Source organism: Thauera sp. K11, from assembly GCF_002354895.1.
Classification (GTDB): domain Bacteria; phylum Pseudomonadota; class Gammaproteobacteria; order Burkholderiales; family Rhodocyclaceae; genus Thauera; species Thauera sinica.
Genome location: NZ_CP023439.1, coordinates 3,307,838 through 3,330,904, shown reverse-complemented (window position 1 = coordinate 3,330,904; position 23,067 = coordinate 3,307,838). Strand labels below are relative to the sequence as shown.

21 protein-coding genes, 4 tRNA genes and 1 pseudogene are annotated in these 23,067 nt (G+C 64.3%); all 26 read left to right on the top strand.

Annotated features, from left to right (window positions below; translation table 11 throughout):
• Positions 1-139: 139 nt before the first annotated feature.
• The 26 genes and pseudogenes from CCZ27_RS14630 to rplP all read left to right on the top strand — a co-directional run bounded on the left by CCZ27_RS14630 (position 140) and on the right by rplP (position 23,065).
• Positions 140-224, top strand: a tRNA-Tyr gene (locus tag CCZ27_RS14630).
• A gap of 82 nt (positions 225-306) precedes the next feature.
• Positions 307-380: transfer RNA gene (locus CCZ27_RS14625), tRNA-Gly, on the top strand.
• 29 nt (positions 381-409) lie between these two features.
• Positions 410-484 (top strand) — tRNA-Thr (locus CCZ27_RS14620).
• 85 nt (positions 485-569) lie between these two features.
• Complete coding sequence (gene tuf, locus CCZ27_RS14615) at positions 570-1,760, top strand: elongation factor Tu (protein WP_096449306.1); 1,191 nt, start codon at positions 570-572, stop codon at positions 1,758-1,760.
• A 62-nt stretch (positions 1,761-1,822) separates the two neighbouring features.
• Positions 1,823-1,898, top strand: a tRNA-Trp gene (locus CCZ27_RS14610).
• A gap of 24 nt (positions 1,899-1,922) precedes the next feature.
• A complete protein-coding gene (gene secE / locus CCZ27_RS14605) occupies positions 1,923-2,270 on the top strand; it encodes a preprotein translocase subunit SecE (protein WP_096449326.1) in 348 nt (115 codons plus the stop codon).
• Position 2,271: 1 nt separating this feature from the next.
• A complete protein-coding gene (nusG, locus tag CCZ27_RS14600) occupies positions 2,272-2,805 on the top strand; it encodes a transcription termination/antitermination protein NusG (RefSeq protein ID WP_096449324.1) in 534 nt (177 codons plus the stop codon).
• Positions 2,806-2,927: 122 nt separating this feature from the next.
• Positions 2,928-3,358 (top strand): annotated as a pseudogene (rplK, locus tag CCZ27_RS14595) (50S ribosomal protein L11).
• 2 nt (positions 3,359-3,360) lie between these two features.
• A complete protein-coding gene (gene rplA, locus CCZ27_RS14590; protein ID WP_096449322.1) occupies positions 3,361-4,062 on the top strand; it encodes a 50S ribosomal protein L1 in 702 nt (233 codons plus the stop codon).
• Between the two features lie 291 nt (positions 4,063-4,353).
• A complete protein-coding gene (rplJ, locus tag CCZ27_RS14585; protein WP_096449320.1) occupies positions 4,354-4,854 on the top strand; it encodes a 50S ribosomal protein L10 in 501 nt (166 codons plus the stop codon).
• A 73-nt stretch (positions 4,855-4,927) separates the two neighbouring features.
• Entirely contained in the window at positions 4,928-5,302 is a 375-nt protein-coding gene (rplL, locus tag CCZ27_RS14580) for a 50S ribosomal protein L7/L12 (protein ID WP_096449318.1), read from the top strand.
• Positions 5,303-5,453: 151 nt separating this feature from the next.
• On the top strand, positions 5,454-9,587 hold the full coding sequence (gene rpoB, locus CCZ27_RS14575; RefSeq protein WP_096449316.1) for a DNA-directed RNA polymerase subunit beta: 4,134 nt from the start codon (positions 5,454-5,456) through the stop codon (positions 9,585-9,587).
• 101 nt (positions 9,588-9,688) lie between these two features.
• The gene (gene rpoC / locus CCZ27_RS14570) at positions 9,689-13,903 is read left to right on the top strand and encodes a DNA-directed RNA polymerase subunit beta' (RefSeq protein WP_096449314.1); all 4,215 of its coding nucleotides are present in this window, start codon (positions 9,689-9,691) and stop codon (positions 13,901-13,903) included.
• 133 nt (positions 13,904-14,036) lie between these two features.
• Positions 14,037-14,414 carry a 30S ribosomal protein S12 gene (rpsL, locus tag CCZ27_RS14565; RefSeq protein ID WP_096449312.1) on the top strand — a complete coding sequence of 126 codons (378 nt, stop codon included), beginning with the start codon at positions 14,037-14,039 and terminating at the stop codon, positions 14,412-14,414.
• 33 nt (positions 14,415-14,447) lie between these two features.
• Positions 14,448-14,918 carry a 30S ribosomal protein S7 gene (gene rpsG / locus CCZ27_RS14560; protein ID WP_096449310.1) on the top strand — a complete coding sequence of 157 codons (471 nt, stop codon included), beginning with the start codon at positions 14,448-14,450 and terminating at the stop codon, positions 14,916-14,918.
• Positions 14,919-15,025: 107 nt separating this feature from the next.
• A complete protein-coding gene (gene fusA, locus CCZ27_RS14555; protein ID WP_096449308.1) occupies positions 15,026-17,125 on the top strand; it encodes an elongation factor G in 2,100 nt (699 codons plus the stop codon).
• 28 nt (positions 17,126-17,153) lie between these two features.
• Positions 17,154-18,344 (top strand): elongation factor Tu, encoded by a 1,191-nt coding sequence (gene tuf, locus CCZ27_RS14550; protein WP_096449306.1) that lies wholly within the window; start codon positions 17,154-17,156, stop codon positions 18,342-18,344.
• Positions 18,345-18,409: 65 nt separating this feature from the next.
• Entirely contained in the window at positions 18,410-18,721 is a 312-nt protein-coding gene (rpsJ, locus tag CCZ27_RS14545; protein ID WP_002931577.1) for a 30S ribosomal protein S10, read from the top strand.
• Between the two features lie 113 nt (positions 18,722-18,834).
• Positions 18,835-19,473 (top strand): 50S ribosomal protein L3, encoded by a 639-nt coding sequence (gene rplC, locus CCZ27_RS14540; protein WP_096449304.1) that lies wholly within the window; start codon positions 18,835-18,837, stop codon positions 19,471-19,473.
• Between the two features lie 14 nt (positions 19,474-19,487).
• Complete coding sequence (rplD, locus tag CCZ27_RS14535; protein ID WP_096449302.1) at positions 19,488-20,108, top strand: 50S ribosomal protein L4; 621 nt, start codon at positions 19,488-19,490, stop codon at positions 20,106-20,108.
• Positions 20,105-20,410: a 50S ribosomal protein L23 gene (gene rplW, locus CCZ27_RS14530; protein WP_096449300.1), complete on the top strand. Its 306-nt coding sequence runs from the start codon at positions 20,105-20,107 to the stop codon at positions 20,408-20,410. Before rplD ends, rplW begins: the two co-directional genes overlap by 4 nt.
• A 6-nt stretch (positions 20,411-20,416) precedes the next feature.
• Positions 20,417-21,244, top strand: coding sequence for a 50S ribosomal protein L2 (gene rplB / locus CCZ27_RS14525; RefSeq protein ID WP_096449298.1), 828 nt, complete (start codon positions 20,417-20,419; stop codon positions 21,242-21,244).
• Positions 21,245-21,254: 10 nt separating this feature from the next.
• Positions 21,255-21,530 carry a 30S ribosomal protein S19 gene (gene rpsS, locus CCZ27_RS14520; RefSeq protein WP_096449296.1) on the top strand — a complete coding sequence of 92 codons (276 nt, stop codon included), beginning with the start codon at positions 21,255-21,257 and terminating at the stop codon, positions 21,528-21,530.
• Positions 21,531-21,539: 9 nt separating this feature from the next.
• On the top strand, positions 21,540-21,869 hold the full coding sequence (gene rplV, locus CCZ27_RS14515; protein ID WP_096449294.1) for a 50S ribosomal protein L22: 330 nt from the start codon (positions 21,540-21,542) through the stop codon (positions 21,867-21,869).
• A 9-nt stretch (positions 21,870-21,878) separates the two neighbouring features.
• Positions 21,879-22,649 (top strand): 30S ribosomal protein S3, encoded by a 771-nt coding sequence (gene rpsC / locus CCZ27_RS14510; RefSeq protein WP_096449292.1) that lies wholly within the window; start codon positions 21,879-21,881, stop codon positions 22,647-22,649.
• The gene (rplP, locus tag CCZ27_RS14505) at positions 22,649-23,065 is read left to right on the top strand and encodes a 50S ribosomal protein L16 (RefSeq protein ID WP_096452610.1); all 417 of its coding nucleotides are present in this window, start codon (positions 22,649-22,651) and stop codon (positions 23,063-23,065) included. Before rpsC ends, rplP begins: the two co-directional genes overlap by 1 nt.
• The last annotated feature ends 2 nt before the right edge of the window (positions 23,066-23,067 follow it).

Genomic DNA, 23,067 nt, shown 5'->3' with positions numbered 1-23,067 from the left:
CGCGTGATTATCCACCTCATCGGCGAGCGCCGATGCCCGTGGACGGCCGCCGTATCGGGCCGTGAAGCCTGCTCGCAGTAACCGGGAAAAATATTTGACAGACCCCAAAGTGGGGCCTATAGTGCGGGGCTTGCCGCGTGGAGGGATACCCAAGCGGTCAACGGGATCAGACTGTAAATCTGACGGCTCTGCCTTCGAAGGTTCGAATCCTTCTCCCTCCACCAAGAATTGGTGTTCCGTCCGTGGGGTTCTGCGGTCGGTGAGCGGTTGAGTCGGATCGGCTCCTGGTTTGTAATCGTGGTAAGTGCGGGTGTAGCTCAATGGTAGAGCAGAAGCCTTCCAAGCTTATGACGAGGGTTCGATTCCCTTCACCCGCTCCAGGTTTGCTGCGGTTGTGCTGTTTTTCGGAGCCCATGTAGCTCAGTGGTAGAGCACTCCCTTGGTAAGGGAGAGGCCACGTGTTCAATCCACGTCATGGGCACCACTCATTTTCTGCCTGGCCTGGCGCGGCGGCCAATCGACTTGGTCGCCGCACTGGTTTTTCTGGTTCTGATTTTAAGGATGGCGATATGGCTAAGGGTAAGTTTGAGCGGACGAAGCCGCACGTAAACGTTGGTACGATCGGTCACGTTGACCACGGCAAGACGACGCTGACGGCGGCGATCACGACGATCCTGTCGAAGAAGTTCGGCGGCGAAGCCAAGGCCTACGACCAGATCGACGCGGCGCCGGAAGAGAAGGCGCGCGGGATCACGATCAACACGGCGCACGTGGAGTACGAGACGGCGACGCGCCACTACGCGCACGTGGATTGCCCGGGCCACGCCGACTACGTGAAGAACATGATCACGGGCGCGGCGCAGATGGACGGTGCGATCCTGGTGTGTTCGGCCGCTGACGGCCCGATGCCGCAGACCCGCGAGCACATCCTGCTGGCCCGTCAGGTTGGCGTGCCGTACATCATCGTCTTCCTGAACAAGTGCGACATGGTCGACGACGAGGAACTGCTCGAGCTGGTCGAGATGGAAGTGCGCGAGCTGCTTTCCAAGTACGACTTCCCGGGCGACGACATTCCCATCGTCAAGGGCTCGGCGCTGAAGGCGCTCGAAGGCGACCAGTCGGACATCGGCGAGCCGGCGATCCTGCGCCTGGCCGAGGCGCTGGACAGCTACATCCCGACGCCGGAGCGCGCCATCGACAGGCCGTTCCTGCTGCCGATCGAAGACGTGTTCTCGATCTCGGGCCGCGGCACCGTGGTGACCGGCCGTGTCGAACGCGGCGTGGTCAAGGTCGGCGAGGAAATCGAAATCGTCGGCATCAAGCCGACGGTCAAGACCATCTGCACGGGCGTGGAAATGTTCCGCAAGCTGCTGGACCAGGGCCAGGCGGGCGACAACGTGGGCGTACTGCTGCGCGGCACCAAGCGTGAAGACGTTGAGCGCGGCCAGGTGCTGGCCAAGCCGGGTTCGATCACGCCGCACACGCACTTCACCGGCGAGGTGTATGTGCTGTCGAAGGAAGAGGGCGGCCGTCACACGCCGTTCTTCAACAACTACCGTCCGCAGTTCTACTTCCGCACGACGGACGTGACCGGTTCGATCGCGCTGCCCGAGGGCACCGAGATGGTGATGCCGGGCGACAACGTGTCGATCACGGTGAAGCTGATCGCGCCGATCGCGATGGAAGAAGGTCTGCGCTTCGCGATCCGCGAAGGCGGCCGCACCGTCGGTGCCGGCGTCGTCGCCAAGATCATCGAGTGATCGAAGCCTGATTTTCGATGAAAAAGCGCACCCTTGCGGGTGCGCTTCGTAGTCTCTGCTGCAGGGGCATAGCTCAATTGGCAGAGCGTCGGTCTCCAAAACCGAAGGTTGGGGGTTCGATTCCCTCTGCCCCTGCCATACTTTTCCGGGTTTCTCTTTCCGATGGCCGATAAGTTGAAGTTCGCGCTGGCTTTGGCACTGGTTGCGGCCGGCGTGGTCGGCTTCTACCTGCTGTCCGAGCAGGCGATGGTGCTGCGGGTGCTGTCCGTGTTCGCGGGCGTCATCGCGGGTGCTGCGGTTGCATGGTTCTCCGAGCCGGGGCGCCGGTTTGCCGATTTCGCGCGCGACGCGATCACCGAAACCAAGAAGGTCGTGTGGCCGAGCCGCAAGGAAACCGTGCAGACCACGGGGCTGGTGTTCGCCTTCGTGGTGATCATGGCGGTTTTCCTGTGGGTGACCGACAAGGGCCTCGAGTGGGTTCTTTACGATCTCATTCTGGGATGGAAGTGATATGACGAAGCGCTGGTATGTGGTGCACGCCTATTCGGGCTTCGAGAAGTCTGTCCAGCGCGCGCTGATTGATCGCATCAATCGCGCGGGCATGCAGGATTCCTTCGGCCAGATCCTGGTTCCGGTCGAAGAGGTCGTCGAGATGAAGGGCGGCCAGAAAAGCATTACCGAACGCAAGTTCTTCCCCGGCTACGTGCTCGTCGAGATGGAAATGAACGACGAGAGCTGGCACCTGGTGAAGTCGACCCCCAAGGTCACCGGCTTCGTCGGCGGCACCGCCACCAAGCCCGCGCCGATTTCCGACAAGGAGGTCGACAAGATCATGCAGCAGATGCAGGAAGGGGTGGACAAGCCCCGTCCCAAGGTGCTGTTCGAGATCGGCGAGGTGGTGCGCGTGAAGGAAGGGCCCTTCACCGACTTCCACGGCACGGTCGAGGATGCCAACTACGAGAAGAACAAGCTGCGCGTGTCGGTGACCATCTTCGGTCGCGCCACGCCGGTGGAACTGGATTTCGCCCAGGTCGAGAAGACCTGAGCGCGATGACGGCAGGCCGCAGGGCCTGCCGTAGCCCGTTGACGCCGCCATGGCGCACGGGCAACGCGAGGAGCGTCGGGCAGGTCCCGGTGCGCTAGCACTCAACACAGGAGCAAGCCGCAATGGCAAAGAAAATCACTGGTTACGTCAAGCTGCAGGTGCCGGCCGGCAAGGCCAACCCCAGCCCCCGATCGGTCCGGCGCTCGGTCAGCGCGGCCTGAACATCATGGAATTCTGCAAGGCATTCAATGCCAAGACCCAGGGCCTGGAGCCGGGTCTGCCGATTCCGGTGGTGATCACCGCCTACGCGGACAAGAGCTTCACCTTCATCATGAAGACGCCGCCGGCCACGATCCTGATCAAGAAGGCCGCGGGCATCCAGAAGGGCTCGCCGAAGCCACATACCGACAAGGTCGGCTCGATCAGCCGTGCGCAGGTCGAGGAAATCGCCAAGACCAAGATGCCCGACCTCACTGCCGCCGACATGGAAGCCGCCGTGCGTACCATCGCCGGCTCCGCGCGCAGCATGGGCATCACCGTGGAGGGCCTGTAATCATGGCGAAACTTTCGAAGCGAGTTCAGGCGCTGCGCGCCAAGGTCGACCGCAACCAGGCTTACCCGGTGGCTGAAGCCCTGGCCCTGGTCAAGGAGTGCGCGACCGCCAAGTTCGACGAATCCATCGACATCGCCGTCAATCTCGGCGTCGACGCGCGCAAGTCCGACCAGGTCGTGCGCGGTTCGGTGGTGCTGCCGGCCGGCACGGGCAAGAGCGTGCGCGTCGCCGTGTTCGCCCAGGGCGACAAGGCCGAGGCCGCTCGCGCCGCGGGTGCCGAGGTCGTCGGCTTCGACGACCTCGCCGAGCAGATCAAGGCGGGCAACCTCAACTTCGACGTCTGCATCGCGACGCCGGACGCCATGCGCGTGGTCGGCCAACTGGGCCAGATCCTCGGCCCGCGCGGCCTGATGCCGAACCCGAAGGTCGGCACGGTGACGATGGACGTCGCCACCGCGGTGAAGAACGCCAAGGCCGGTCAGGTGCAGTACCGCACCGACAAGGCCGGCCTGGTGCACGCCACGATCGGCCGCGCCTCGTTCGGCGTCGAAGCGCTGCAGCAGAACCTGTCGGCCTTCGTCGACGCGCTGGTGAAGGCCAAGCCGGCCGCCGCCAAGGGCATCTATCTGCGCCGCATCGCCGTGTCCAGCACCATGGGCGCGGGTGTGCGCGTCGAGCCGGGCAGCGTCAACGCCGCCGCATGATGGACGCGCGGCCACGCCGCGCGATGCAGCAAGCCGGCCCCGTGCGGGCCGGCCAGCAGGAACTTTGGGCCGTTCGGACGCCTGCCGGCGCCGGACGGATCGTCAAAGACCGCAGGTGCGGGTGCTTCGGCAACCGTTTAATCGTCTCCGGATGGCCTGCGCAGACGGTGAGCCCAGAACAGGATTTTGGCGGCAGGCGGCGACGCCTGCAGCCGCACTCCTGATCCAGGTCGCCGTGGGTGCGGATCGCGGCATGCGGTCCGCGTGTTGACTTGATAGGAGGAAGGACCCGTGGGTCTCAATCTCGATGACAAGAAAGCCGTAGTGGCTGAGGTGTCGGCACAAGTGGCCAACGCCCAGACGATCGCGGTGGCCGAGTATCGCGGCATTGCGGTGGGCGATCTCACCGTGCTGCGCGCCAAGGCCCGCGAATCTGGCGTTTATCTGCGCGTGCTGAAGAACACCCTGGTGCGCCGTGCGATCGCCGGTACCCCGTTCGAAGGGCTGGGCGATCAACTGACCGGGCCGCTGATCTATGGCATCTCGACCGATCCGGTCGCCGCCGCCAAGGTGCTCAACGACTTCGCCAAGGGCAACGACAAGCTGTCGCTGAAGGCCGGTTCCTACGCGGGCAATACGCTCGACAAGGCTGGCGTGCAGGCGCTCGCGTCGATCCCGAGCCGCGAAGAGCTGCTCGCCAAGCTGCTGGGCGTCATGCAGGCGCCGGTGTCCGGCTTCGCCTGCACGCTGGCGGCGCTCGCCAAGAAGCGCGAGGAAGAAGCGGCCGCCTGAGGGCAGGCTGCCGATTCCGCTGCGACTACCGTTTTCTGTTTTCCGAACAGTTTAGATTCTGGAGTGATTTGACATGGCAATCAGTAAAGAAGACATCCTCGAAGCCGTTGGCTCGATGACCGTGATGGAACTGAACGACCTGGTGAAGGCGTTCGAAGAGAAGTTCGGCGTTTCCGCCGCCGCGATGGCCGTGGCCGCCCCGGGCGCCGCCGCTGCCGCCCCGGCCGTCGAAGAGAAGACCGAGTTCGACGTGATCCTGGCCGCTACCGGCGAGAAGAAGGTCGAGGTCATCAAGGTCGTCCGTGCCGCCACCGGCCTGGGCCTGAAGGAAGCGAAGGACGTCGTCGACGGCGCGCCGAAGGCCGTGAAGGAAGGCATCTCGAAGGCCGATGCCGAAGCGCTGAAGAAGCAACTGGAAGACGCCGGCGCCAAGGTCGAGATCAAGTAATTCTCGTCTTTCCAGCGGGGCTGGCACTCCTTGGGGTGCCGGCCCTTTCGTGCTTTGTACTGAACCTTGGCCGAAAGCCAGACCAGAGCGTCACCGCCCAGCGGGCGCTGTGTTCTGACTTTTTGATGTTCGAACTCTAGCCGGAGCATCCATGGCGTATTCCTACACTGAGAAAAAGCGTATCCGCAAGAGCTTCGCCAAGCGCGCGGCCGTGCTCGATGCGCCTTTCCTGCTCGCCACCCAGATCGAGTCCTTCGCCGAATTCCTGCAGGCGGAAACGCCGCCGGAGGCGAGGCGCAACCAGGGCCTGCAGGCGGCCTTTTCCTCGATCTTCCCGATTTCGAGCCACAGCGGCAATGCCCGTCTGGAGTTCGTCCAGTACATGCTGGGCGACCCCGCCTTCGACGTGAAGGAATGCCAGCAGCGCGGCCTGACCTTCGCTTCGCCGCTGCGCGCGCGCGTGCGCCTGGTGATCATGGACCGCGAAGCGCCGAAGGAGACCATCAAGGAGGTCAAGGAACAGGAGGTCTACATGGGCGAGATCCCGCTCATGACGACCACCGGCTCCTTCGTCATCAACGGCACCGAGCGCGTCATCGTGTCGCAGTTGCACCGCTCGCCCGGCGTGTTCTTCGAGCATGACCGCGGCAAGACGCATTCGTCCGGCAAGCTGCTGTTCTCGGCCCGCATCATCCCCTACCGGGGTTCCTGGCTGGATTTCGAGTTCGATCCGAAGGACTACCTGTACTTCCGCGTCGACCGTCGCCGCAAGATGCCGGTGACCATCCTGCTGCGCGCGATCGGCATGACGCCGGAGGACATCCTCGGGACCTTCCACGACTTCGACAACTTCGTGCTGCAGCCCGAGGGCGTGTCCTTCGAGATCGTGCCCGAGCGCCTGCGCGGCGAGGTGGCCCGCTTCGACATCAGCACTGCCGACGGCAAGCTGATCGTCGCGCGCGACAAGCGCATCACCGCCAAGCACATCCGCGAACTCGACCAGGCCGGGGTGAAGACCATCTCGGTGGGCGACGACTTCATCCTCGGCCGCGTGATCGCCACCAACATCGCCGATCCGGAGACCGGCGAGGTGCTGGCGCGCGCCAACGACGAGATCACGGAAGACGTGCTCGACAAGCTGCGCACCGCCGGCGTGGCGCAGGTGCGCACGCTGTACGTGAACGACCTCGACCGCGGCGCCTACATCTCGCAGACGCTGCGCATCGACGAGACCGCCGACCAGTGGGCGGCCAGGGTGGCGATCTACCGCATGATGCGCCCGGGCGAGCCGCCCACCGAGGACGCGGTGGAGGGCCTGTTCAATGGCCTGTTCTACGCCGAGGAACGCTACGACCTGTCGACCGTCGGCCGCATGAAGTTCAACCGCCGCGCCTACCCGGAGAAGATCGACGACAAGTCGCCGGGCTGGCTCAAGCGCTTCTACGAGCGCGTCGGAGCGCACGGCGAGGACGGCCCGGGCGTGCTCGTCAATGACGACATCCTGGCGGTGATCGGCGTGCTGGTGGAGCTGCGCAACGGCCGCGGCGAGATCGACGACATCGACCACCTCGGCAATCGCCGCGTGCGGTCGGTCGGCGAACTGGCCGAGAACCAGTTCCGCGCCGGCCTGGTGCGCGTCGAGCGCGCGGTGAAGGAACGCCTGTCGCAGGCCGAGTCCGACAACCTGATGCCGCACGACCTGATCAACGCCAAGCCGATCAGCGCGGCGATCAAGGAGTTCTTCGGCTCCAGCCAGTTGTCGCAGTTCATGGACCAGACCAACCCGCTGTCCGAGATCACGCACAAGCGCCGCGTGTCGGCGCTCGGCCCGGGCGGCCTGACGCGCGAGCGCGCCGGCTTCGAAGTGCGCGACGTGCATCCGACGCACTACGGCCGCGTGTGCCCGATCGAGACGCCGGAAGGCCCGAACATCGGCCTGATCAACTCGCTGGCGGTCTATGCCCGCACCAACCGCCACGGCTTCCTGGAGACGCCGTACCGCAAGGTGGTCGACGGCAAGGTCTCCGACCAGATCGACTTCCTGTCGGCGATCGAGGAAGGCCAGTACGTCATCGCCCAGGCGAACGCCGAGATCGGCGCCGACGGTGGCCTGGCGGGCGACCTCGTGTCCTGCCGCCACAAGGGCGAGTTCCTGCTGGCGACCGCCGACCAGGTGCAGTACATGGACGTGGCGCCGGGCCAGATCGTGTCGGTGGCGGCCTCGCTGATTCCGTTCCTGGAACACGACGACGCCAACCGCGCATTGATGGGCGCCAACATGCAGCGCCAGGCGGTGCCCTGCCTGCGTCCGGAGAAGCCGCTGGTCGGAACCGGCATCGAGCGCCGCGTGGCGGTCGACTCGGGCACCGCGGTGCAGGCGACCCGCGGCGGCGTGGTGGACTACGTGGATGCGAACCGGGTGGTGATCCGGGTGAATGACGACGAAACCCTGCCGGGCGAGGTCGGCGTCGACATCTACAACATGATCAAGTACACCCGCTCCAACCAGAACACCAACATCAACCAGCGTCCGGTGGTGAAAGTGGGCGACATCATCGCCAAGGGCGACGTGGTGGCCGACGGCGCGTCCACCGACCTCGGCGAACTGGCGCTCGGCCAGAACATGCTGGTCGGCTTCATGCCGTGGAACGGCTACAACTTCGAAGACTCGATCCTGATCTCCGAGCGCGTGGTCGCGGAAGACCGCTTCACCTCGATCCACATCGAGGAACTCACGGTCGTCGCCCGCGACACCAAGCTGGGGCCCGAGGAAATCACCCGCGACATCGCGTCGCTGGGCGAGGCGCAACTGTCGCGCCTGGACGAGTCGGGCATCGTCTACATCGGTGCCGAGGTCGAGGCCGGCGACGTGCTGGTGGGCAAGGTCACGCCGAAGGGCGAGACCCAACTGACGCCGGAAGAAAAGCTGCTGCGCGCGATCTTCGGCGAGAAAGCCTCCGACGTGAAGGACACGTCGCTGCGCGTGCCGTCCGGCATGGTCGGCACCGTCATCGACGTGCAGGTCTTCACCCGCGAGGGCATCGAGCGCGACAAGCGTGCGCAGTCGATCATCGACGACCACCTGCGCAGCTACAAGACCGACCTCGCCGACCAGATGCGCATCGTCGAGCGCGATGCGTTCGCGCGGATCAAGCGCATGATCCTGGGCCAGAAGGCCAACGGCGGTCCGAAGAAGCTCGCCAAGGGCACCGAGATCACCGAGGAATACCTCGACTCGCTCGAGTTCTACCACTGGTTCGACATCCGCCTTGCCGACGAAGCGCTGGCCACCCAGCTCGAGGCGGTGCGCGAAGGTCTGGAGAACACCCGCAAGGACTTCGATCTCGCCTTCGAGATCAAGAAGAAGAAGCTCACCCAGGGCGACGAGCTGCCGCCGGGCGTGCAGAAGATGGTCAAGGTGTACCTGGCCGTCAAGCGCCGCCTGCAGCCGGGCGACAAGATGGCCGGCCGCCACGGCAACAAGGGGGTCGTGTCGAAGATCGTCCCGGTCGAGGACATGCCCTACATGGAAGACGGCACGCCGCTCGACATCGTGCTGAACCCGCTGGGCGTGCCGTCGCGGATGAACATCGGCCAGATCCTCGAGACGCACCTGGGTTGGGCGGCGAAGGGCCTGGGCAAGCAGATCGACCGGATGATGCGTGCCAAGGCGGCGGTCGAAGAGCTGCGTTCCTTCCTCGACAGGATCTACAACTCGAGCGGAAAGTCCGAGAACGTCGCTGAACTCGGCGACCAGGAAGTTGTCGAGCTGGCATCGAACCTGAGCAAGGGCGTGCCGTTCGCGACGCCGGTGTTCGACGGCGCGAAGGAGGCCGAGATCTCGGCGATGCTCGAACTGGCCGGCCTGCCGGTCGGCGGCCAGGTCACGCTGTACGACGGCCGCACCGGCGAGGCTTTCGAGCGCAAGGTTACCGTCGGTTACAAGCACGTGCTGAAACTGCACCACCTGGTCGACGACAAGATGCATGCTCGCTCGACCGGCCCGTACTCGCTGGTGACGCAGCAGCCGCTGGGCGGCAAGGCCCAGTTCGGCGGCCAGCGTTTCGGCGAGATGGAAGTGTGGGCGCTGGAGGCTTACGGCGCCGCCTACACGCTGCAGGAGATGCTCACCGTCAAGTCGGACGACGTGACCGGACGGACGAAGGTGTACGAAAACATCGTCAAGGGCGAGCACAAGATCGATTCCGGCATGCCGGAGTCCTTCAACGTGCTGGTGAAGGAAATCCGCTCGCTCGCGATCGATATCGATCTCGACCGCGAATGATCCGTGCATGATGCGGAAAGCACCACACCAGTAACCCGTCGCCGCCTGCGATTGAATCCCGAGGGCGCGGCACACGATGCCGCCCCCGGATGGAGTGATACATGAAGAGCCTGCTCGCTGACCTGTTCAAGCAAACCCTGCCGAACGAGGAAGAATTCGACGCGATCACCATCGGCCTCGCGTCGCCGGACAAGATCCGGTCGTGGTCCTATGGCGAGGTCAAGAAGCCCGAGACCATCAACTACCGCACCTTCAAGCCGGAACGCGACGGCCTGTTCTGCGCCAAGATCTTCGGCCCGGTGAAGGACTACGAGTGCCTGTGCGGCAAGTACAAGCGCCTGAAGCACCGCGGCGTGATCTGCGAGAAGTGCGGCGTCGAGGTGACGCTGTCCAAGGTGCGCCGCGAGCGCATGGGCCACATCGAACTGGCCAGCCCGGTCGCCCACATCTGGTTCCTGAAGAGCCTGCCGAGCCGCCTCGGCATGGTGCTCGACATGACCCTGCGCGACATCGAGCGCGTGCTGTACTTCGAAGCCTTCGTGGTGGTCGAGCCGGGCATGACCCCGCTCAACCGCGCCCAGTTGCTGACCGAAGACGACTACCTCGCCAAGGTCGAGGAATACGGTGACGACTTCGACGCGGTGATGGGCGCGGAAGGCATCCGCGAGCTGCTGCGCACGCTGGACGTCAACCTCGAGATCGAGCGTCTGCGCGGCGACCTCGAGACGACCAATTCCGAAGCGAAGATCAAGAAGTACTCCAAGCGCCTGAAGGTGCTCGAGGCCTTCCAGCAGTCCGGTATCAAGCCGGAGTGGATGATCCTCGAAGTGCTGCCGGTGCTGCCGCCGGACCTGCGTCCGCTGGTGCCGCTGGACGGCGGCCGCTTCGCCACCTCCGACCTGAACGACCTGTACCGCCGCGTCATCAACCGCAACAACCGCCTCAAGCGCCTGCTCGAACTGAAGGCGCCGGACATCATCGTCCGCAACGAGAAGCGCATGCTGCAGGAAGCCGTCGACTCGCTGCTCGACAACGGCCGCCGCGGCAAGGCCATGACCGGCGCCAACAAGCGCCCGCTGAAGTCGCTCGCCGACATGATCAAGGGCAAGGGCGGCCGCTTCCGCCAGAACCTGCTGGGCAAGCGCGTCGACTATTCGGGCCGTTCGGTGATCACCGTGGGTCCGCAGCTCAAGCTGCACCAGTGCGGCCTGCCCAAGCTGATGGCGCTGGAGCTGTTCAAGCCCTTCATCTTCAACAAGCTGGAGCTGATGGGGCTGGCGACGACCATCAAGCAGGCCAAGAAGATGGTGGAATCCCAGGAGCCGGTGGTGTGGGACATCCTCGAAGAGGTGATCCGCGAGCACCCGGTGATGCTGAACCGTGCGCCGACCCTGCACCGCCTGGGCATCCAGGCGTTCGAACCGGTGCTGATCGAAGGCAAGGCGATCCAGCTCCACCCGCTGGTCTGCGTGGCGTTCAACGCCGACTTCGACGGCGACCAGATGGCCGTCCACGTGCCGCTGTCGCTGGAGGCACAGATGGAAGCGCGCACGCTGATGCTGGCTTCCAACAACGTGCTGTCGCCCGCCAACGGCGATCCCATCATCGTGCCGTCGCAGGACATCGTCCTGGGGCTCTACTACGCGACCCGCGAAGGCGTGAACGTGCCGGGTGAAGGCATGCTGTTCACCGACGTCGCCGAGGTGAAGCGCGCCTACGAATCGGGCCAGATCGCCCTGCATGCGCGCGTCACCGTGCGCCTCAAGGAGGCCGAGCTCGGACCCAACGGCGAGCGCGTCGAGAAGATTTCGCGCTACAACACGACGGCCGGCCGCGCCATCCTGTCCGAGATCCTGCCCGCCGGCCTGCCTTTCAGCGTGATCGACAAGGCGCTCAAGAAGAAAGAGATCTCCAGGCTCATCAACGCCTCGTTCCGTCGCTGCGGCCTGCGTGCGACAGTGATCTTTGCCGACCAGTTGATGCAGTTCGGCTACCGCCTGGCGACCCGCGCCGGTATCTCGATCGCGGTCAAGGACATGCTGGTGCCGACGGCCAAGCATGAACTGATCCGTGCCGCCGAGGCCGAGGTCAAGGAGATCGCCCAGCAGTACACCTCCGGCCTGGTGACCGACGGCGAGCGCTACAACAAGGTGGTGGACATCTGGGGCCGCTGCGGCGACCAGGTCGCGAAGGCGATGATGGAGCAGCTCGGTTCCGAAGACGTGGTCAACCGCGATGGCAAGAACATCCGCCAGGAATCGTTCAACTCCATCTACATGATGGCCGACTCCGGCGCCCGCGGTTCCGCCGCCCAGATCCGCCAGTTGGCCGGCATGCGCGGCCTGATGGCCAAGCCGGACGGCTCGATCATCGAGACCCCGATCACGACGAACTTCCGCGAGGGCCTGAACGTTCTGCAGTACTTCATCTCGACGCACGGCGCCCGCAAGGGTCTGGCCGACACCGCGCTGAAGACCGCGAACTCCGGCTACCTGACCCGCCGCCTGGTCGACGTGACCCAGGATCTGGTGGTGATCGAAGAAGATTGCGGCACCCGCGACGGCTTCGCGATGAAGGCCCTGATCGAGGGCGGCGAAGTCGTCGAACCGCTGCGCGAGCGCATCCTGGGCCGCGTCTGCGCCGAGGACGTCGTCAATCCCGACAACCAGGAAACCGCCATCGAGGCCGGCAGCCTGCTCGACGAAGATGCGGTCGACCTGATCGAGAGCCTGGGTGTGGACGAGGTCAAGGTCCGCACGCCGCTGACCTGCGAAACCCGCTACGGCCTGTGCGCCAAGTGCTACGGCCGCGATCTGGGCCGCGGCTCCATGGTCAACGTCGGCGAGGCGGTGGGCGTCATCGCTGCGCAGTCGATCGGCGAACCGGGCACGCAGCTGACGATGCGTACCTTCCACGTCGGCGGCGCGGCATCGCGGGCCGCCGCGGCCAGCGGCGTCGAAGCCAAGTCCGGCGGCACCATCCGCTTTGCCGGCAACATGCGCTACGTCGCCAACGCCAAGGGCGAGAAGGTGGTCATCGCGCGTTCGGCCGAAGTGGTGGTGGCCGACGACCTGGGCCGCGAGCGCGAACGCCACAAGCTGCCGTACGGCGCCACGCTGATGGTCGACGACGGCGCCGCGGTCAAGGCCGGCACCCAACTGGCGTCGTGGGACCCGCACACCCGCCCGATCGTGACCGAATATGCCGGTACGGTGAAGTTCGAGAGCGTCGAGGAAGGCGTGACGGTCGCCAAGCAGATCGACGAAGTGACCGGCCTGTCGACGCTGGTGGTCATCGACTCCAAGCGCCGCTCGGCCACCGGCGTGGCCAAGGGCCTGCGCCCGCAGGTCAAGCTGCTGGACGAGAGCGGCGAGGAAGTCCGCATCGCCGGCACCGACCATGCGGTGGCCATCACCTTCCAGGTCGGCTCGCTGATCACGGTCAAGGACGGCCAGCAGATCAACGTCGGCGACGTGCTTGCGCGCATCCCGCAGGAATCGGCGAAGACTCGCGACATCACCGGCGGTCTGCCGCGCGTGGCCGAGCTGTTCGAGGCGCGCTCGCCGAAGGATGCCGGCCTGCTGGCCGAATACACCGGCACGGTGTCGTTCGGCAAGGAGACCAAGGGCAAGCAGCGTCTGGTGATCACCGAGCCGGACGGCAACGTGCACGAGTTCCTGATCCCGAAGGACAAGCACCTGATGGTCCACGATGGCCAGGTGGTGAACAAGGGCGAACTCATCGTCGATGGCCCGGCCGATCCGCACGACATCCTGCGCCTGCAGGGTGTGAACGAACTGGCGCGCTACATCATCGACGAGGTGCAGGACGTCTACCGGCTGCAGGGCGTGAAGATCAACGACAAGCACATCGAGGTCATCGTCCGCCAGATGCTGCGCCGCGTGGTCATCACCGATCCGGGCGACACGAAGTTCATCCGCGAGGAGCAGGTCGAGCGTTCGGAAGTGCTGGACGAGAACGATCGCATCGAGGCTGAAGGCAAGCTGCCGGCGCAGTACGAGAACGTGCTGCTCGGCATCACCAAGGCATCGCTGTCGACGGACTCGTTCATCTCCGCTGCGTCCTTCCAGGAGACCACGCGCGTGCTGACCGAGGCGGCGATCATGGGCAAGCGCGACGAACTGCGCGGCCTGAAGGAAAACGTCATCGTCGGCCGCCTGATCCCGGCCGGTACCGGCCTCGCCTATCACCGCAGCCGCAAGGCGCAGGAAGAGGGCGTGGATCTCGGCGCCGAGCATGCATGGGCGCCGGCCGACGTGATGGTGGAAACGCAGCAGGACATCGGGGCCAGTTGACTTTGCTGTCGGCCTCGGAATAAACTCCGGCCTCTTTTTGTAGACCGACCAATCGTAGTCGGTCTCAGCCGGAATAATCCGCCCGAGGCGGCCCGCGGTGGGCTGCCTCGGTCTTTTGGGAAATTCTTAAGCTATGCCAACAATCAATCAGCTTGTCCGCAAGCCGCGTCAGATGGAAGCGATCAAGAGCAAGGTTCCTGCGCTGGAAGCTTGCCCTCAGAAGCGTGGTGTGTGCACCCGCGTCTACACGACGACCCCGAAGAAGCCGAACTCCGCACTGCGCAAGGTGGCGAAGGTTCGTCTGACCAACGGCTTCGAGGTCATCTCGTACATCGGCGGTGAAGGCCACAACCTGCAGGAGCACTCGGTGGTCCTGATCCGTGGTGGCCGTGTGAAGGACTTGCCGGGTGTGCGTTACCACATCGTCCGCGGTTCGCTCGACCTCCAGGGGGTCAAGGATCGGAAGCAGTCGCGTTCGAAGTACGGTGCCAAGCGCCCGAAGAAAGCCTGATTGTTGGTCTCAGAAATTTAGCCAGAGGTTGCCATGCCGCGTCGTCGTGAAGTACCCAAGCGCGAAGTCCTGCCCGATCCGAAGTTCGGTAACCAGGATGTTTCGAAGTTCATCAACGTGATCATGCAGTCCGGCAAGAAGTCGGTTGCCGAGCGCATCGTCTATGGCGCGTTCGAGAACATCGCCAGCAAGTCCAGCAAGGACCCGCTGGAAGTCTTCGCTGCCGCGGTCGCGAACGTCAAGCCGGTCGTGGAAGTCAAGAGCCGTCGCGTCGGCGGTGCCAACTACCAGGTCCCGGTCGAGGTTCGTCCTTCCCGCCGCATGGCGCTGTCCATGCGCTGGCTGCGCGAGGCGGCGCGCAAGCGGGCCGAGAAGTCGATGGCCCAGCGTCTCGCGGGCGAACTCCTCGAGGCTGCCGAAGGTCGCGGCTCTGCCATGAAGAAGCGGGAAGAAGTTCACCGCATGGCGGAAGCCAACAAGGCGTTCTCGCACTACCGCTTCTGATTCCCTTCGGTAGCGGTACCTCGGGCCCTGTAGAGGGCTCGATTGTTTTCTAACGCATGAAACGGCTCACCGCGTCACAGGCGCGAACAACACAAGGCAGGTAAAACGTGGCTCGCAAGACTCCCATCGAGCGCTACCGCAACATCGGTATTTCCGCTCACATCGACGCCGGCAAGACGACTACGACCGAGCGTATTCTCTTCTACACCGGCGTCAGCCATAAGCTTGGTGAAGTGCATGATGGTGCCGCGACCACCGACTGGATGGTGCAGGAGCAGGAGCGGGGCATCACGATCACGTCGGCGGCCGTGACCTGCTTCTGGAAGGGAATGGACAACTCCTTCCCCGAGCACCGCTTCAACATCATCGACACCCCGGGACACGTCGACTTCACCATCGAGGTCGAGCGCTCGATGCGCGTGCTGGACGGCGCCTGCATGGTGTATTGCGCGGTGGGCGGCGTGCAGCCGCAGTCCGAGACGGTGTGGCGCCAGGCGACCAAGTACAGGGTGCCGCGTCTGGCCTTCGTCAACAAGATGGACCGTTCCGGCGCGAACTTCTTCAAGGTCGTGGACCAGATGAAGACCCGCCTGAAGGCGAACCCGGTTCCGGTGGTCATCCCCATCGGTGCCGAAGACGGCTTCAAGGGCGTCGTCGACCTGCTGAAGATGAAGGCCATCATCTGGGACGAGGCGTCCCAGGGCATGAAGTTCGAGTACCAGGACATTCCTGCCGAGTTGCTCTCCACGGCGGAAGAATGGCGCGCGAACATGGTCGAGGCCGCTGCCGAAGCCAATGAAGACCTGATGAACAAGTACCTCGAGGAAGGCGAGCTTTCCGAGGAAGACGTCATTTCCGGTCTGCGCGCCCGCACGCTGTCCTGCGAGATCCAGCCGATGCTGTGCGGCACCGCGTTCAAGAACAAGGGCGTGCAGCGCATGCTTGACGCGGTCATCCAGTATCTGCCGTCGCCGGTCGACATTCCGCCGGTGGCCGGTGTGGATGACGACGAGAAGGACGTGGTGCGCTATGCCAAGGACGAAGAAAAGTTCTCGGCGCTTGCGTTCAAGCTGATGACCGACCCGTTCGTCGGCCAACTGACCTTCATCCGCGTCTATTCCGGCGTGCTCGAATCCGGTTCCACCGTGCTGAACTCGGTGAAGGACAAGAAGGAGCGCATCGGCCGCCTGCTGCAGATGCACGCGAACGACCGCGAAGAGATCAAGGAAGTGCTCGCCGGCGACATCGCGGCCGTGGTCGGCCTGAAGGATGTCACCACCGGCGAAACGCTGTGCGATCCGTCGGCACCTGTGATCCTCGAGCGCATGGTGTTCCCCGACCCGGTGATCCACGTTGCCGTCGAGCCCAAGACCAAGAGCGACCAGGAGAAGATGGGCATCGCGCTGGGCCGCCTGGCGGCGGAAGACCCGTCGTTCCGCGTCCGTACCGACGAGGAATCGGGCCAGACCATCATCTCGGGCATGGGCGAACTGCACCTCGAGATCATCGTCGACCGCATGAAGCGCGAATTCAACGTCGAGGCCAACGTCGGCGCGCCGCAGGTCGCCTATCGCGAAACGATCCGCAAGGCGGCCAACGACGTCGAAGGCAAGTTCGTCAAGCAGTCGGGCGGCCGCGGCCAGTACGGCCACGTCGTCATCAACCTCGAGCCGGCCGAGCAGGGCAAGGGCTACGAGTTCGTCGATGCGATCAAGGGCGGCGTGGTGCCGCGCGAGTACATCCCGGCGGTGGACAAGGGCATCCAGGAAACGTTGAACAACGGCGTGCTCGCCGGTTTCCCGGTGGTCGACGTCAAGGTCACGCTGCACTTCGGTTCGTACCACGACGTCGACTCGAACGAAAACGCGTTCAAGATGGCCGGCTCGATGGCGTTCAAGGAAGCGATGCGCCGTGCCGGTCCGGTTCTGCTCGAGCCGATGATGGCCGTGGTCGTCGAGACGCCGGAAGACTACATGGGCAACGTCATGGGCGACCTGTCGGGCCGCCGCGGCATCGTGCAGGGCATGGATGACATCCCTGGCGGCATGAAGGAGATCAAGGCGGAAGTGCCGCTGGCCGAAATGTTCGGCTATGCCACGCAGCTCCGCTCGCTGACCCAGGGCCGTGCGACGTACTCCATGGAGTTCAAGCACTACTCCGAGGCGCCCAAGAGCGTGGCCGAGGCCGTGATCAGCAATCGCAAGTAATCGAAACTCAACATAAGGACCCATCAAGATGGCAAAGGGCAAGTTCGAACGTACGAAGCCGCACGTAAACGTTGGTACGATCGGTCACGTTGACCACGGCAAGACGACGCTGACGGCGGCGATCACGACGATCCTGTCGAAGAAGTTCGGCGGCGAAGCCAAGGCCTACGACCAGATCGACGCGGCGCCGGAAGAGAAGGCGCGCGGGATCACGATCAACACGGCGCACGTGGAGTACGAGACGGCGACGCGCCACTACGCGCACGTGGATTGCCCGGGCCACGCCGACTACGTGAAGAACATGATCACGGGCGCGGCGCAGATGGACGGTGCGATCCTGGTGTGTTCGGCCGCTGACGGCCCGATGCCGCAGACCCGCGAGCACATCCTGCTGGCCCGTCAGGTTGGCGTGCCGTACATCATCGTCTTCCTGAACAAGTGCGACATGGTCGACGACGAGGAACTGCTCGAGCTGGTCGAGATGGAAGTGCGCGAGCTGCTTTCCAAGTACGACTTCCCGGGCGACGACATTCCCATCGTCAAGGGCTCGGCGCTGAAGGCGCTCGAAGGCGACCAGTCGGACATCGGCGAGCCGGCGATCCTGCGCCTGGCCGAGGCGCTGGACAGCTACATCCCGACGCCGGAGCGCGCCATCGACAGGCCGTTCCTGCTGCCGATCGAAGACGTGTTCTCGATCTCGGGCCGCGGCACCGTGGTGACCGGCCGTGTCGAACGCGGCGTGGTCAAGGTCGGCGAGGAAATCGAAATCGTCGGCATCAAGCCGACGGTCAAGACCATCTGCACGGGCGTGGAAATGTTCCGCAAGCTGCTGGACCAGGGCCAGGCGGGCGACAACGTGGGCGTGCTGCTGCGCGGCACCAAGCGTGAAGACGTCGAGCGCGGGCAGGTGCTGGCCAAGCCGGGTTCGATCACGCCGCACACGCACTTCACCGGCGAGGTGTATGTGCTGTCGAAGGAAGAGGGCGGCCGTCATACGCCGTTCTTCAACAACTACCGTCCGCAGTTCTACTTCCGCACGACGGACGTGACCGGTTCGATCGCGCTGCCCGAGGGCACCGAGATGGTGATGCCGGGCGACAACGTGTCGATCACGGTGAAGCTGATCGCGCCGATCGCGATGGAAGAAGGTCTGCGCTTCGCGATCCGCGAAGGCGGCCGCACCGTCGGTGCCGGCGTCGTCGCCAAGATCATCGAGTAACATCCGCACGCGGCGGAACCCCGGGTTCCGCCGCATCGCTCTTTTCGCTCTTTGGGACCAATACCATGCAAAACCAGAAAATCCGCATCCGCCTCAAGGCGTTCGACTATCGCCTGATCGACCAGTCCGCGCTCGAGATCGTCGACACGGCCAAGCGTACCGGCGCCGTCGTCCGTGGCCCGGTGCCGCTGCCGACGCGGATCGAGCGCTTCGATCTGCTGCGCTCGCCGCACGTCAACAAGGCGTCGCGCGACCAGATGGAGATCCGCACCCACCAGCGTCTGATGGACATCATCGATCCGACCGACAAGACGGTCGATGCGCTGATGAAGCTGGACCTCCCGGCGGGCGTGGATGTCGAGATCAAGCTCCAGTAAGCGGCTTGCTTGCGGATTCTTGAAACAGGCCGGTATAATCCGGCCTTTGTGCCTTTTGGCGCATTAATCAGTGTGACCCCCGGTCAATCGCAACCGGGATTCAGGAGAAAAAAATGAGTCTAGGCCTTGTTGGGCGCAAGGTCGGCATGACTCGCATCTTCGCCGAGGATGGCAGGTCCATCCCGGTGACGGTGCTTGACGTGTCCGACAATCGCGTTTCCCAGATCAAGACGCCTGAAACCGACGGCTATGCCGCGGTTCAGGTGGCATTCGGCAAGCGCCGTGCCAGCCGCATCACCAAGCCCGTGGCGGGGCATCTCGCCAAGGCCGCCGTCGAACCGGCGCGCGGGCTGAAGGAGTTCCGCGTCGAGGCCGGGCAACTGGCTTCGCTCAAGGCGGGCGACGTCGTCGGTGCCGACCTCTTCCAGGTCGGGCAGAAGGTCGACGTCACCGGCGTGACGATCGGCAAGGGCTTCTCCGGCCCGATCAAGCGCCACAACTTCTCGTCGAACCGTGCCTCGCACGGTAACTCGATTTCCCACAACTCCCCGGGCTCCATCGGCATGGCGCAGGACCCGGGTCGAGTGTTCCCGGGCAAGCGCATGGCCGGCCAGTACGGCAACGTGCAGCGCACCACCCAGGGGCTGGAAATCGTTCGCGTCGATTCCGAGCGTCAGTTGCTGCTGGTCAAGGGTGCTGTGCCGGGGTCCAAGGGTGGCGACGTCGTCGTCCGTCCTGCGATCAAGGCGTAAGGAGCAAGCCCGCAATGGAACTGAAACTCTTGAATGACCAGGGTCAGCCCGCGTCGACGCTGCAGGCGTCGGATGCGCTGTTTGGCCGTGAGTACAACGAAGCGCTCGTGCATCAGGTCGTGACCGCCTATCTGGCGAATGCGCGCTCGGGCAATCGCAAGCAGAAGGGGCGCTCGGAAGTCGCCAAGTCGACGCGCAAGCCGTTCCGCCAGAAGGGTACGGGCAATGCGCGTGCCGGTATGGCCTCGAGCCCGCTGTGGCGCGGGGGCGGCAAGATCTTCCCGAATACGCCGGACGAGAATTTCTCGCAGAAGGTCAATCGCAAGATGTACCGCGCCGGCGTTGCCGCGATCCTGTCGCAGCTCGCGCGCGAGGATCGTCTGGCGGTGGTCGACAGCTTCAGCGTCGAGGCGCCGAAGACCCGTCTGCTGTCGCAAAAGCTGAAGGGCATGGGCCTGGATTCCGTTCTCGTCATCACCGACGAGATGGACGAGAACCTGTTCCTGTCCTCGCGCAATCTGCACCAGATCCTGGTGCTCGAGGTTCAGGAGGCCGATCCGGTGTCGCTGGTTCGCTTCCCGAAGGTGATCGTCACCAAGGGTGCGCTGGCGAAGATGGAGGAGGTGTGGCAATGAGCGCGATCAGTCAGGAACGTCTGCTGCAGGTGCTGCTCGCCCCGCAGGTTTCGGAAAAGGCGACCTATATCGCCGACAAGAACGAGCAGGTCGTCTTCAAGGTGGCTTCCGATGCCACCAAGCCGGAAGTGAAGGCTGCCGTCGAGCAATTGTTCAAGGTCGAGGTCGAATCGGTGAACGTTGCCAACGTCAAGGGCAAGTCCAAGCGCTTCGGCCGCATGATGGGCCGCCGCAAGAACTGGAAGAAGGCTTTCGTCAGCCTGAAGCCCGGCCAGGAAATCAACTTTGCGGCTGGGGAGTGATAAATCATGGCACTGGTAAAACTCAAGCCTACCTCCGCCGGCCGCCGCGGTATGGTGAAGGTCGTCAATCCGGATCTGCACAAGGGTCGTCCCTTTGCTGGCCTGGTTGAGAAGAAGTCGAAGAATGCGGGCCGCAACAACAACGGCCGCATCACGATGCGCCACCAGGGTGGCGGTCACAAGCAGCACTATCGCTTTGTCGATTTCCGTCGCAACAAGGACGGCATCCCGGCGAAGGTCGAGCGTATCGAGTACGACCCGAACCGTTCGGCGAACATCGCGCTGCTGTGCTACGCCGATGGCGAGCGCCGCTACATCATTGCCCCGCGCGGCGTGGAAGTCGGTCAGCAACTGCTGAGCGGTTCCGAGGCGCCGATCAAGGCCGGCAATGCGCTGCCGATCCGCAACATCCCGGTCGGTTCGACCATCCACTGCGTCGAGATGACGCCGGGCAAGGGCGCGCAGATCGCCCGTGCCGCCGGCACCTCGGTCCAGTTGCTGGCGCGCGAGGGCGTGTATGCCCAGTTGCGCCTGCGCTCGGGTGAAATCCGCCGCGTGCACGTCGAGTGCCGCGCGACGATCGGAGAGGTCGGCAACGAAGAGCACAGCCTGCGCAAGATCGGCAAGGCGGGTGCGAACCGCTGGCGCGGCATCCGCCCGACCGTGCGCGGTGTGGCGATGAACCCGGTCGATCACCCGCATGGTGGTGGCGAAGGCCGGACCGGCGAGGCACGTGAGCCCGTGAGCCCGTGGGGCACGCCGGCCAAGGGTTATCGCACGCGCAGCAACAAGCGCACCGATAACATGATCGTGCAGCGTCGTCACAAGCGTTAAGGGGTAACAGATGGCACGTTCTATCAAGAAAGGCCCGTTCATCGACGCGCACCTCCTGAAGAGGATCGACGCCGCGCGGGCAAGCAACGACAAGCGTCCGATCAAGACCTGGTCGCGTCGTTCCACCGTCCTGCCGGATTTCGTCGGCCTGACGATCGCCGTCCACAACGGGAAGCAGCACATCCCAGTGTACGTCACCGAAAACATGGTCGGCCACAAGCTGGGCGAGTTCGCGCTGACGCGTACCTTCAAGGGTCACGCCGCGAGCAAGAAGGCGAAGCGCTAAGAGGACGACATGGAAACCAAAGCAATTCTCCGTGGTGTTCGCCTGTCGGCCCAGAAAGGCCGCCTGGTTGCCGACCTGGTGCGCGGCAAGCCGGTCGAGCAGGCGCTCAACATCCTGACGTTCTCGCCGAAGAAGGGCGCGCAGATCATCCGCAAGGTCCTGCTGTCGGCCATTGCCAACGCCGAACACAACGACGGCGCGGACATCGACGTGCTGAAGGTGAAGACCATTCACGTCGAGGAAGGCATGACGCTGAAGCGTTTCACCGCGCGTGCAAAGGGACGCGGCAACCGCATCCTCAAGCCGACCTGCCACGTTTACCTCACGGTTGGCGAGTAAGGAGTAGATATGGGTCAGAAAATTCATCCGACCGGCTTCCGGCTCGCCGTCACGCGTGACTGGGCTTCCCGTTGGTTCGCGTCCAGCAACGACTATGCTGGCATGCTGCACGAGGACCTGAAGGTCCGCGACTACCTGAAGAAGCGTCTCGCGCACGCCTCCGTCGGCCGCGTCATCATCGAGCGTCCGGCGAAGAACGCCCGCGTCACGCTGTACAGCGCCCGTCCGGGCGTGGTGATCGGCAAGAAGGGCGAGGACATCGAAGCGCTCAAGCGCGATCTGCAGAAGATCGTGGGCGTGCCGGTGCACGTCAACATCGAGGAAGTGCGCAAGCCCGAGATCGATGCCAAGCTGATCGCCGACTCGATCGCGCAGCAGCTCGAGAAGCGCATCATGTTCCGCCGCGCCATGAAGCGCGCGATGCAGAACGCCATGCGCCTCGGCGCGCAGGGCATCAAGATCATGAGCTCCGGCCGTCTGAACGGTGCCGAAATCGCCCGTACCGAGTGGTATCGCGAAGGCCGTGTGCCGCTGCACACGCTGCGCGCCAACATCGACTACGGCGTGTCCGAAGCCAAGACCACCTACGGCATCATCGGTATCAAGGTGTGGGTGTTCAAGGGCGAGATGCTGGGCCGCAACGAGCAGCCCGTCGCCGCCGAGCCCGAGGCGGATGCCCGCCGCGGCCGCCGTGGCGCGCCGCGCGACGGCGAAGGCCGTCCGGGCCGTCGTCCCGCTCGCCGCGGTGAAGGCCGGCAAGAAGAAAGCAGGAGTGAATGATGCTGCAGCCGACTAGAAGGAAATATCGTAAGGAGCAGAAGGGCCGCAATACCGGCGTGGCGACGCGCGGTGCCAAGGTCAGCTTCGGCGAGTACGGGCTGAAGGCGATCGGCCGCGGCCGTCTAACCGCGCGCCAGATCGAATCGGCGCGCCGTGCCATGACCCGCCACATCAAGCGGGGCGGCCGCATCTGGATCCGCATCTTCCCGGACAAGCCGATTTCGAAGAAGCCGGCCGAAGTCCGTATGGGTAACGGCAAGGGCAACCCCGAATACTGGGTCGCCGAGATCCAGCCCGGCAAGGTCCTGTACGAAATGGATGGCGTAGACGAAGCGCTCGCGCGTGAAGCTTTCCGGCTGGCCGCCGCGAAGCTTCCGCTGGAGACCGTGTTCGTGACCCGCCAGATTGGGGGTTGAGG

Excerpts from the sequence above, each read along its gene's own strand:
- tuf (WP_096449306.1), top strand. The coding sequence starts at position 570 with ATGGCTAAGGGTAAGTTTGAGCGGACGAAGCCGCACGTAAACGTTGGT.
- secE (WP_096449326.1), top strand. The coding sequence starts at position 1,923 with ATGGCCGATAAGTTGAAGTTCGCGCTGGCTTTGGCACTGGTTGCGGCC.
- nusG (WP_096449324.1), top strand. The coding sequence starts at position 2,272 with ATGACGAAGCGCTGGTATGTGGTGCACGCCTATTCGGGCTTCGAGAAG.
- rplA (WP_096449322.1), top strand. The coding sequence starts at position 3,361 with ATGGCGAAACTTTCGAAGCGAGTTCAGGCGCTGCGCGCCAAGGTCGAC.
- rplL (WP_096449318.1), top strand. The coding sequence starts at position 4,928 with ATGGCAATCAGTAAAGAAGACATCCTCGAAGCCGTTGGCTCGATGACC.
- rpoB (WP_096449316.1), top strand. The coding sequence starts at position 5,454 with ATGGCGTATTCCTACACTGAGAAAAAGCGTATCCGCAAGAGCTTCGCC.
- rpoC (WP_096449314.1), top strand. The coding sequence starts at position 9,689 with ATGAAGAGCCTGCTCGCTGACCTGTTCAAGCAAACCCTGCCGAACGAG.
- rpsL (WP_096449312.1), top strand. The coding sequence starts at position 14,037 with ATGCCAACAATCAATCAGCTTGTCCGCAAGCCGCGTCAGATGGAAGCG.
- rpsG (WP_096449310.1), top strand. The coding sequence starts at position 14,448 with ATGCCGCGTCGTCGTGAAGTACCCAAGCGCGAAGTCCTGCCCGATCCG.
- tuf (WP_096449306.1), top strand. The coding sequence starts at position 17,154 with ATGGCAAAGGGCAAGTTCGAACGTACGAAGCCGCACGTAAACGTTGGT.
- rpsJ (WP_002931577.1), top strand. The coding sequence starts at position 18,410 with ATGCAAAACCAGAAAATCCGCATCCGCCTCAAGGCGTTCGACTATCGC.
- rplC (WP_096449304.1), top strand. The coding sequence starts at position 18,835 with ATGAGTCTAGGCCTTGTTGGGCGCAAGGTCGGCATGACTCGCATCTTC.
- rplD (WP_096449302.1), top strand. The coding sequence starts at position 19,488 with ATGGAACTGAAACTCTTGAATGACCAGGGTCAGCCCGCGTCGACGCTG.
- rplW (WP_096449300.1), top strand. The coding sequence starts at position 20,105 with ATGAGCGCGATCAGTCAGGAACGTCTGCTGCAGGTGCTGCTCGCCCCG.
- rplB (WP_096449298.1), top strand. The coding sequence starts at position 20,417 with ATGGCACTGGTAAAACTCAAGCCTACCTCCGCCGGCCGCCGCGGTATG.
- rpsS (WP_096449296.1), top strand. The coding sequence starts at position 21,255 with ATGGCACGTTCTATCAAGAAAGGCCCGTTCATCGACGCGCACCTCCTG.
- rplV (WP_096449294.1), top strand. The coding sequence starts at position 21,540 with ATGGAAACCAAAGCAATTCTCCGTGGTGTTCGCCTGTCGGCCCAGAAA.
- rpsC (WP_096449292.1), top strand. The coding sequence starts at position 21,879 with ATGGGTCAGAAAATTCATCCGACCGGCTTCCGGCTCGCCGTCACGCGT.
- rplP (WP_096452610.1), top strand. The coding sequence starts at position 22,649 with ATGCTGCAGCCGACTAGAAGGAAATATCGTAAGGAGCAGAAGGGCCGC.